We start from the raw sequence: 10,272 nt of genomic DNA, 5'->3' as shown, positions 1-10,272 counted from the left end.
GACCGGGGCCTTCGCGGGGCGAAGGCTCAGGTTGCCGTGCACCGTTGTATAGACGTCCATTGGGGTCGCGGACGGGGCGCTGTAGGGCAGCCGGGAGGTCACCCGGCGGCCCAGGAGGCGCGTTTCAAGGCCGGCGTCCACGATGGAGTCACTCAGTGCCTGCATGATGTCCGGTGCGAAGCGAAAGACGCTGGTGTACACGCCGCCGCCGGTTATTCGCGTCGTCTCCCCGGCCGCCCTGAAGAAGGTCTCGCCGCCGCGGGTCCTGAGGCGGCAGAAGAAACGCGGAGTCTCGGCGTCGAGGCTGTCGCTCTCGGCGGTCAGCCGGGCCGTGACCCGCAGATCGAGTGCCCCGTCAGACCAGGTTCCCCAGGCGGTGTCGGTCACCGCCACGTGAAGTTCCGGGGCCGGGACCGCCTTCCTGGCCGCGGCGGCTGCCAAAGCTTCTGACCACATGGAGACAACCGGGGCGTCGGAGAAGTCGACGGCCCTGGCAATCGCGGCTTCCCGCATGGCGGACTTCTTTTCCTCCGGCAGGGCCAGGAATTCCGCCACACAGTCGGCCAGTGCCACCTCGTTCCCGTATTCCACGATGTAGCCGTTGACGCCGTGCGTAATGATGGACGACGGGCCGTAGTGGATGTCGTAGGCAATGGGGACGCAACCGGCAGACATGCTCTCCAGGATCACCAGGCCAAATGATTCGGACGAACTTGTCAGCAGTGAAAACGAGGCTTCGCCGAACTCCTTATCCGGCGAATGGGTGTGGCCTTTGAGCTGGACCAGCGAAGAGACGCCGAGGTGGTCGATGAGGCCTGCCAACTTGGCGGCCTCATCCCCTTCACCGTAAATGGCAAGGGTGGCGTTGGTCTGGTGTCGGTGGTTCACGTCGGTGATCGCGCGGATGGCGTGATCAATCTGCTTGAGGGGCCTCAACTGGGCCAGCAGAACACCGGCTGCCGGGTTGCGTTCAGCTTCCACGGGCTGGAGTGGCGCCGAGCGGCTGTTGGGGATGACGTGGATGTTGCCGATGTCAGCAATGCGTGACCTGATGTCCTCTGCCTGCATGTGGGTCAGGATGGCCACACCGTCGAAACTGTCGAAGCGAGGGATGACCACCTCGCCTGAGCCGGAGAGTTGCGAGGCCGGGCCGTGGATCGCCGTGGCCAGGTGGGAATCGTGGACCATCAGAAAGACGGTCGCCGAGGGCCTCCGATACGTCTTCATGAACGTCGCGGCGTGCTTGTTGTCCACGATGAAGTAGGAGTCCTCACCGTCCGTCAAGTGATCCAGCCAGGCCCGGTACATTTCCCAGGATGAACGCCATTGCTCCACCGGCAGCCCCTCGGCATTGCACAGGGTGAGCGACCTGCCCCCATGCTGGCCCGGGTTCTCAACATCGCTGCGGTCCGAAAGGAACAGGGTTCCGTCCTCACGGAGGTAGTCGGTTTGCAGCAGCGTTGTGCCGTCGGCAGCAAATCTCTGGGTTCGCCCGCTGGGGCCGCCCTCTACCGTGGTGACGGGGATTCCGGTCTCCCCGAGGGGGCTGAAGCCGGTGAGGTCCGCTGCCGGAAGCACGGGAGCGTCGCCGGCGAGGTGGGTCAGGTCTTCCCAGATGTTCCGGATGGTGACGCCGTCGGTGAGTTTTCCCTGCTCGGTGAGTGTCTTCCGGATGTCCTGGTAATCCCGGAAGTTGTCGAAGGTGAGGACCTGCACCGGCGCGCCACCCTGGGCGGCAAAGGCCCGGGACCGGTGCAGCATGGAGTTTGTCCTGCCGCCGTGCACCACAGGCACGCTCCAGGTGACGGCAAAATGCTTGCCGGCGGGCAGCCGTGTTGGTGCGTCACTTCGGTTATGCATTAGTCTCCCCTGGGCCGGTCGCCGTCAGCGTCCTTCACCCTCATCTTTCGTTTACTCATAAACGTCACTGGCACCACGGGCCGCTGCCTCAGCGCCAGAAACCCCGGGTGTCAATGATCGTCTTGCCCTCAAGGCTGGACGGCTCAATGTCACGGAACTTGTCGTGATCAACCAACAGCACCACGACGTGCGCCGATTCGATCGCTTGGTCCGTTTCCATCAGCCGGACGTTGGCACACCCGGCCAGCTCCTGTGGCAGCCGATCCTCGTGCGGCGCCGCGACAAGAATATCCGCATCGGGACGCAACATGGCCACCCGGCGCACGATCTGCACCGCCGGTGACTCCCGGACGTCGTCGATGTTGGCCTTGAAGGACAGGCCCAGGCAGGCGATCACCGGACGGGTGATACCGCTGGCCGCGTTGCCGACCTGTTCCACGATGTGGCCGGGCTTGGCGTCGTTGACTTCGCGGGCCGTCCGGATCAAAGCGGAATTTTCGGGATCTGCCGCCACAATGAACCACGGGTCCACCGCGATGCAGTGGCCGCCGACGCCGGGACCGGGCTGCAGGATGTTGACCCTGGGATGGTGGTTGGCCAGCCGGATGAGTTCCCAGACGTCTATGTCGAGGTTTTCACTGATGACTGACAGCTCGTTCGCAAACGCGATATTGACGTCGCGGTACGCGTTCTCCACCAGTTTGGACATTTCGGCCGTGGCGGCGTCCGTGAGGTGGATCTCGCCCTGGCAGAACACTCCGTACAGCGCTGCGGCGGCGTCGGCAGCCTCCGCTGTGAGGCCACCCACTACACGGTCGTTCGTGACCAGTTCGATCATGATCCTGCCAGGCAGCACCCGTTCCGGGCAGTGTGCCACCAGAAGTGCCGGCTTGCCGTCCCGGCCATCAAGGCTCAGGTCCGGGCGCATTCCGAGAATGAGTTCGGCGAGCCGCCGGGTGCTCCCGGGCGGTGACGTCGACTCCAGGATCACCAGCTCACCGCCCCTCAGTACCGGCGCGATGGCCCGGGCGGCAGCCGCAATGAAAGACATGTCGGCAGACTTGTCCGCCTTGAACGGTGTCGGCACGGCCACGATGTAGGCGTCCGCGCTGGGCGTGTCGCGTTGGGCCCGAAGCCTGCCGCGGCTGACCGCACCGGCGACGTGGATGCCCAGGTCAGGTTCCGCAAACGGCACGTCGCCATTGTTGACCGCGTCCACGGTGTTCGGATTGACGTCGACGCCGATCACGTCGAGACCGTTGGTGGCCAGGATGGCCGCTGTCGGCAGCCCGATGTAGCCGAGTCCGATAACGGCGACCGTTCGGATCGTGGCCGCGGTCTCGGCAGTCCTAGATGTCAACATGTCCGTGCAGCTTTCCGTAGAATTTCAGGTCTCCCGAGGCGAGCAGTTGGGCGTCCTCGATCTGCCAGGTGTGTCCTGCGCCGGTGCGGACCTGGAAGTAGTTGAAGCGGTCCGCCGAGTAGATGATTTTACCGGCGGCATGGGCGGCCCGGAGAAATCCGGTGTCCTCACCGACCGTAACGTGCTGGAAGGGATGGTCCGTGAAGACGTCCCGGCGCGCCATGATGGTGGGGCCCATCACGAAATCGGTGAACCGGTGTTCCCTGGCCGCGAACCTGAGGAGCGCGGCGTCGGAGGACTCCAGGTGCATGTAGTGTGCCTGTTTCCCGACGACGTCCGCACCCGAGTAGGCCATGGCATGAAGCTGGTCGCTGAGATAGTGCGGTCCGTAGTGGTCGTCGTCGTCCATCTTGGTGAGGACCTGGCCGCTGGACGCGGCGACGCACCTGTTCAGGCACTCCCCCAGCGAGATGTCGCGGGACGCCTCCAGCAGCACCACGTTCCGCAGTCCGGACTGTGCAGAGAGCTCTGCCAGCCGCTCGGCGGAGAGCCGGAAACCGTGAGTAAGCAGCACCAGTTCCAGTTCCAGGCCGCGCTGCCCCGCCAGGGTCCGGAAGACACCCTCAAGGTTTTGCGGCCTGATGGTGGGCAGCAGGACCGAGACGGAAGGCCGCTGCACACCGAGGTTCCTGCCGGGGAGGGCGTGCTGCAGGACAGTCTCCGCCCGGTGGGCGTAAGTGTGGGCGGCCCAGATGGTGCGCTGGGCCAGGTGTGCGGTGCGGTCATTCAGCTCAGGGTTGGACACCAGTGCCCCGGTGAGGTGCTCGGCTTCCTTGCGGGTGGCGGCCACGGGCACCGCTGCCGGGGCAAAGAACTGTTCCATGGCCAGGCTGGGCGCGGTCACTACCGGTGTTCCGGATGCCGAGATCTCAAAGATGCGCCGCGCGCACATGCTGGGCGAGTCGACGACGGAGTTGACGTTGAGGAAGACCTTGTACGCCTTGTAGGCGGACAGCGTCTGGGGGTAGCTCAAGGAACCGACCACCCGGGCGTCCAGCGGTGCGGGGAACTGGTACTCGGCGTTGCCGCCGAGCTGGCGGGAGAAGATTTCCAGACCGGTTCCCATCCGCGCCGACGCGTCCAGCGCACCGCCGAGGAGGAAGTCCATCTGGGCCCGGCGCTCCGGGTATTTGTGGGCAAAATACATGCCCGCGAAGGCAACGTCCCGGCTGTGCCGGCCGTGTCCCGGCCTGACCGGGTTGTGGATGGCGGGCTGGGCTGCGAAGGGAAGGACGCCGACCCGTTCATGACCAAGATCCACCCTGTACTGCGCAATGCGGCCGGAATCTGAGGTCAAGACCTGGTCAAAGAGCCTTGCGGCGGGGAGGAAGTCGTCATAATGGGGCGGGTCTTCCTTGTTCCAGAAGACCGTGGGAATACCGTGCCGCCGGCACCACCGGACGAGTTCGCGGAACTCGTCGCTGGGTCCGGCCCGGCCGGTCAGCTTGCCCCGCCACAGTCCGCCATTGCCCGCCCACGCCGATTCGACGAACAACAGATCGAAGTCGCCGGCCGCAAGGTCCCTGCGCCAGGTGTGCGGATGGACCGGGCTGGTGGACCATTCGTAGCCGAAAGCCAGCGCCGAAAAATCATCCAGGATGACCGCGGCCCGCACGTCAGGCCGGTTGGGCTGCTGGCGCGGCAGCTTCGCCGGCAGGAGCGAGAGCCGCCGTTTGCGTCCTTTGCCGGTCCAGGCCGCCTCGACGCCCTGGACGTCGCGGGGCGCGGCGAAGCCCAGTTCGATCCGCCGGCGGGACCGCCAGGACTTGAGCTGCGCCGGGCCGCCCCTGCGCAGATGCCACAGTCCAGTCCGGATTGCCCGAAGACCCGCCATCAGCCTCGGCTCCGGCGCGAGGACCGTCCGCGGATCTCGGTAGCCACAAGGTTCGCTTTGGCTTCGTCGAGGATTTTGGTGGCTGAAATGTTGTTGCCCTTGGCGAGGTGCCTGGTAAAGGCCTGGTACGCCTTGACAGTTACCTCCGGCTCCCCGTCCATGATCAGGTCGCCTTTGTCGAGCCAAACCACCCGCGTGCACATGTCCTTGATGGTTTCCAGGCTGTGGCTGACCAGGAAGACACAGCCCGCCTGTTCGCGGAGCTCATCCATCCGCAGCTTGCTGCGGTCCCCGAACTGGGCATCGCCGGTGTTGAGTGCCTCATCCACCAGGAGGATTTCCGGGTCGACGCTGGCTGCAATGGCAAACCGGAGGCGGGACGCCATGCCCGAGGAGTAGGACTTCATGGGAAGGTGGATGGATTTTTCCAGTCCGGACAGTTCCACGATGCTGTTAAACTTTTCGTCCACTTCGGCTCGGCTCATGCCCATGGCGAGGCATCCGAGGATCACGTTCTGGTCCCCGGAAAGGTCTGGTACCAGGGCCGCGTTGACGCCGAGCATGATGGGGGTGCTGGAGGCATACACCGCTCCCTTGGATGGCTTGGACTGCCCGCTGATGATCTTCATCAGCGTGCTCTTGCCGGAACCGTTCCTGCCAATGATGCCCACGGACTCACCGCGTTCAACGACGAGTGACAGCCTGTTCAGGGCGTGCACTGTCACCATATTGGGTTTGCTGACAGCGCGGCGAAGGAGGCTCGGTTTGGCCACGTCGGCCTCAGGGGCAGCGGCCGCGGTGGAGGCGACCCGGTAACGCATCTCGACGCTGTCCACCACCACGCAGGGGTGTCCTTCGATGAAGATCTCCTGGTCATCCGCGTCCATAGGATTCCTCCCCCTTCCAGAAATAGACCAGCCCGACGGCCAGCGCTCCCAGGGCCCAGGCCGCGAGAATGGCCCACGACTGCCACTGGGGAACCCTGGCGTAAAGAACACAGTCCCGGACGATGTCGATCACGTTGAACAGGGGATTGAGTTTGATGGCGGCGAGCATGGCGGGGTTGGTGACGAAGCGGTCATAGGAGTAGAAGATGGCCGAGCAGTACATCCAGGCCCGGAGCCCGAAAGGCATCAGGTGGGTGACGTCGTGGACGCGGGAGATGATCCGGGCCAGGATGAGCCCCACCCCCAGGTTGAAGAGTGACTGCAGCAGGATGGCCGGCAGCACCAGGACCCAGAGCCAGGTGATTTTCTCGGCGGGAGGCAGCACCACCACAATCAGCAGCATGGCCAGGATGAGGGGCACGGCCCTCAGCAGCTCCCGCACGTTGGCGCCGATGGGCAGCGCCGCCCGCGGGAAGTTAAATGCCTGGACGACGGATTTGCTGCTCCGGATGGAGCGTGCGCCGGAGGTAATGGCACCGGAACTGAACTGGAAGACAAAGATGCCCACCACAAGGTAGCCCACGAAGTTCTCAATGCCACGGCTGGTGTTCAGCAGCAGTCCAAAGATCAGGAAGTACGTCAGTCCGTTGAAAATCGGGTTCAGCAGCAGCCAGGCGCTGCCCAGCCGGTCACGGCGCGTCCCGCTTTGGACGCGGGCACGCGCATCATAGAAAATGAACTGCCGGAAGTCCCAGAGCTTCACGAGGTAGTCCAGGAACGATGGCCGCGAACCGACACGCGTCAGCCGCCGCATATCCACGGAGAGGGGCTGGACGGCCACCGGCTCCGGGTCTATTGCACTATCTGCGGACACTACTCGTTCTCCTCATGTTCATGGTGCAGCCCAGCGTAACGTGTGGCCAGGGCTGTGGCGTTGGCCGCCCAGGTCCTCCCGGCCAGGACCGCTGCACGGCCCGCTTGCCCCAGCTCCGCGCGGTAGCTTGCGTCGGAGAGCAGCGTTGAGATTGCCTTGGCAAGGCCCTGGGGATCTTCGGCGGGGGCAAGAATCCCGTTTCCGCCGTCGTCTATTATCTCCCGAAGCGCGGGCAGGTCGCTGCCAACAACCGGCCGGGCACTCGCGAGGGCCTCAACTGGCTTGAGCGGAGTCACCGCCCGGGTCACGTCCAGGTCCTTGCGCGGGACCACAAACACGTCCAGCGCCTGGTGATAGAGCGGGGCAAGGTCCCGGGGCACCCGCCCCGTGAAAATTGTCCGCCCGGAAAGTCCCAGGGCAGCGATTTGCTCCTCCAAGCCGGGCCGGGAAACGCCGTCACCCACGACCAGCAGGCGCAGCTGCGGGAATTCCGGGGCCAAAAGCGCGAACGCCCGCACCAGGTCATCCAGGCCTTCATAGGCGACCAGGCTGCTGACGGTGCCGATGTAGAGCCCGTCCTCGGGCAGATTCAGTTTGCGGCGCGCGCCGGCGCTATCCATCGGTTGCCGGAGGTACGCTCCGCCCACTGCGTTTGGGGCGATCAGGATTTTCTCCTCGGGGATGCCCGCGGCGACGATATTGGCCTTCAGAGCCTGTCCCAGCGTCACTACCAGATCGGCGTCCCGCATAACGTCGCTTTCCCGTGCCTGGAACAGCCGGTACTTTTCGCTGTAGCGTGATTGTGGTCCGTGAGTGGCGGCCCAGGTGTCGGCCAGCTGCCCGCGGACCTCGTAGACCCAGGGGATCCCCAGGGCATCGGCCACGGCCCGGACCACCATGCCATTGACAAAGTGTGTGGTCGTGTGGAGGACGCTGGGCTTGAACTCCAGCGCCACGTCCAGCAGCTCCTTGGCCTGCTGCTGCAGGCGCGCATCCATTGCCGCCGCCAGCCGTGCGGGAAGCAGCCGCCGGTACTCGACCCCGTCCACCACGTCCGTGGCGTGGGCCAGGAGCTTTCCGACCTGCACGGGATAGGCCAGTCGTGTGACGGCCAGCACCTGCCAGCCGGCCTCCCGCTGGGCAACCATGACGGAGTGGGACCGCTGGGCATAGCCGCTCGCGGTGTGGGGCAGGGAGTTGGTCAGCAAGTGCAGGACCCGGCCGGGCACCGGGGTGAACGCCTGCCGGCTCAACGAGGGCCCCGCACCCGCATACACCGCCGCCTCGCCGGCAAGCCGTTCCTGCTGGCGCCGGCCTGCCCGGCCGGAACCCTCGAGGACGGCGACAGCTCCGCTGAGGTTCCCGGCATACCAGAGCCTGCGTGCCTGCGCGGACTTGAAGCCGGGCGCATCGGCCGCCCCGGCCAGCAGGAGGTCCGAGAGCTCCGGCAGGTGCGCGGCGAGGGCGATGTCCGCGAGTTTCCGTGCCTTCTCCCCGGTAACCTTCCGGTCCGCGGCGAGCCGCAGGCGGCGTGCGACGTCGTCGACGTCGCCGCGTGTGAGCGATGCCAGCAACACAGGGACAACCACGGAGCCCCTGGGGGCGACGGAGCAGGCCAGACGGGCCAGGGGCCGGACCACCGATGCCGGCACGCGGCGGGAGAGTTGGAGGAACAGCACCATCGGATCGTCCGCGAGGTGTTGTCCTGCGGTGTGTGCGGCAAGCCGCACGTTTCTTAGCGTCTGGATCATTGCGTGTTTACGGTGGCCCTACCCAGGAGCTCTGCGATGAGGTCCACGTAACGGCTGGCCAGCAACCCATACTCTGCGTGCGTTTTGACCCACTGCCGGCTGTCGCCGTTGCGGACAAGACGGCCCCGGTCCGCAGCCAGTTCACGCCACAAAGCCGCCAGGGCCGCCGGGTCGCTGGCAACGATATCGCCGGCGTCCGCATCGGAGATGACACGCGCAGCCTCGCCGCGCACCATGGCCGTCACGTGACGTCCCACAGCCAGGACCTCATAAGTCTTGGAGGGAACGGTGGTTTCGAATGACTTCCAGTCGTCGCGGAGGGAAACGAGGCAGGTGTCCGCCGCGGCGTAGCGCTCCATCATGGCCTCGCCGTGCAGCGGCGGGTGAAAGGTGACCGGAGCCTTCAACTCGCGGGCAAGCTTCTCCAGGGCCGGGCGCCGCGTCCCGTGACCCACCATGTGCAGGTGCATCGACTCGCCCACCAGCGCGCTGGCACGGATGGCCACCTCGAGCCGCTGGCTCTCACCATGGTTGCCAAGGTAGAGCGCCTCAAAAACGGGCCGGTCCAGGTCCGGTGCATCCAGGACCGGGATGGCGTCCAAATGAAGTCCGTTGCTGATGGTGGCAACCCTGCGGACTCCGCGCCCGCGGAGCGTCTCAGCGAACCCCTCGGTCACGGTGACCACGAGATCCGCCCGGTGCTGCACAAAATCAACCAAGTGCTCAACGACGCTCTTGACGCTCCCCTGGACCAGGCGGGCGTCCCGGGCGAGGTCAGGCCAGGCGTCCCGCATTTCAACAATCAGCGGTACACCGCGCAGCTTCGCGAGCAGGTATCCGGCAGCCAGGGACGGCAGCGCCGGCGCGGTGACAATGACGACGTCGGGCTTGGGCAGGAGCATTCCGGCCGGAACCGAGAGAGCTGCCGAAAAGCACTGGTCCACCAGGCGCGCGACGCGGGAGTTGCCGTGCCGCAGATACGGCACGCGGAGGATCTTCTCGGTGAACTGCCCGTCCTGCAGCCTGAAGGGCCTGCCGGCCAGCCGCCGGGGCAATGCCCGCCGGCCGAACGGATAGTGCGCGACGGGGGCCACGACGTCGACGTCCCAGCCTGAGCGCGAAAATTCCTTGATCATGGCGGTCCAGCGCCGCTGGGGTGGACTGTGCTCCGGCCAGTACGAGTGCGTCAGCAGTGTGATCCGTACCGGGGCGCTGCCGGTTTCAGCACGGGCCGGTTCAGAGCAGCCGGTTTCGGAGCTGCCGGTTTCAGCACGGGCCGGTTCGGGGCGGGCCGGTTCACGCCCGGCGTTGTTTCGCATCCGGGTGCTTACTTTCCGGCCTTGGAGGCGATGCCGCTGCTTTTCCCACTGAGGAATCGGAAGTAGACGAAGCCGGCGGTGAGCAGCATCAGGACGGTAATCACCTGGACCGGCAGCGAGCTTCCGGTCGCGACAGCAACGGCCGCTTTGACCTTTGCGTGCGCCGCCGCAGGAGTCTGGGCCGGTGCCGCAGCAACCGCAGGCGCCGTCGATTGCTGCGGCTGGGGAGTGGGCGTTGGCGCGGGCGTGGCCGCAGCGGTCTCAGTTTTGCCGACAGCCGTTCCGGCTGCGGGGGTCTGGACGGCCGGGGGGGTAACCCGGGGG

Annotated in this window: 8 protein-coding genes; all 8 read right to left on the bottom strand. The window is 65.8% G+C overall.

The annotated features are described in order from the left end of the window. The coding region (locus BJQ90_RS11865; RefSeq protein WP_226760457.1) for a glycosyltransferase at positions 1-1,860 on the bottom strand (1,860 nt) is incomplete at its 3' end. 88 nt (positions 1,861-1,948) lie between these two features. Continuing rightward, complete coding sequence (gene wecC, locus BJQ90_RS11860; RefSeq protein WP_226760456.1) at positions 1,949-3,223, bottom strand: UDP-N-acetyl-D-mannosamine dehydrogenase; 1,275 nt, start codon at positions 3,221-3,223, stop codon at positions 1,949-1,951. Continuing rightward, on the bottom strand, positions 3,210-5,117 hold the full coding sequence (locus tag BJQ90_RS11855) for a glycosyltransferase (RefSeq protein WP_226760455.1): 1,908 nt from the start codon (positions 5,115-5,117) through the stop codon (positions 3,210-3,212). Before BJQ90_RS11855 ends, wecC begins: the two co-directional genes overlap by 14 nt. Next, positions 5,117-6,004, bottom strand: a complete 888-nt coding sequence (locus BJQ90_RS11850; protein WP_226760454.1) for an ABC transporter ATP-binding protein — start codon at positions 6,002-6,004, stop codon at positions 5,117-5,119. The genes BJQ90_RS11855 and BJQ90_RS11850 overlap by 1 nt, the downstream gene beginning before the upstream one ends. Next, complete coding sequence (locus BJQ90_RS11845) at positions 5,991-6,878, bottom strand: ABC transporter permease (RefSeq protein WP_226760453.1); 888 nt, start codon at positions 6,876-6,878, stop codon at positions 5,991-5,993. Before BJQ90_RS11845 ends, BJQ90_RS11850 begins: the two co-directional genes overlap by 14 nt. Beyond that, positions 6,878-8,608 (bottom strand): glycosyltransferase family 4 protein, encoded by a 1,731-nt coding sequence (locus BJQ90_RS11840; RefSeq protein ID WP_226760452.1) that lies wholly within the window; start codon positions 8,606-8,608, stop codon positions 6,878-6,880. Before BJQ90_RS11840 ends, BJQ90_RS11845 begins: the two co-directional genes overlap by 1 nt. A 17-nt stretch (positions 8,609-8,625) precedes the next feature. Further along, positions 8,626-9,948 (bottom strand): glycosyltransferase family 4 protein, encoded by a 1,323-nt coding sequence (locus BJQ90_RS11835; RefSeq protein WP_226760451.1) that lies wholly within the window; start codon positions 9,946-9,948, stop codon positions 8,626-8,628. An 8-nt stretch (positions 9,949-9,956) separates the two neighbouring features. After that, positions 9,957-10,272 (bottom strand): hypothetical protein (locus BJQ90_RS11830; protein ID WP_226760450.1); only part of this gene is annotated, 316 nt, incomplete at its 5' end.

This window comes from Arthrobacter sp. SO3, assembly GCF_020532825.1.
Lineage (GTDB): Bacteria > Actinomycetota > Actinomycetes > Actinomycetales > Micrococcaceae > Arthrobacter.
Note: the sequence above shows the minus strand (reverse complement) of the source record. Positions and strands in the feature narration are given on the sequence as shown.

What these genes read in the sequence shown, in the direction of transcription:
- wecC (WP_226760456.1), bottom strand. Translation starts at nt 3,223, where the DNA reads ATGTTGACATCTAGGACTGCCGAGACCGCGGCCACGATCCGAACGGTC.
- BJQ90_RS11835 (WP_226760451.1), bottom strand. Translation starts at nt 9,948, where the DNA reads ATGCGAAACAACGCCGGGCGTGAACCGGCCCGCCCCGAACCGGCCCGT.
- BJQ90_RS11855 (WP_226760455.1), bottom strand. Translation starts at nt 5,117, where the DNA reads ATGGCGGGTCTTCGGGCAATCCGGACTGGACTGTGGCATCTGCGCAGG.
- BJQ90_RS11850 (WP_226760454.1), bottom strand. Translation starts at nt 6,004, where the DNA reads ATGGACGCGGATGACCAGGAGATCTTCATCGAAGGACACCCCTGCGTG.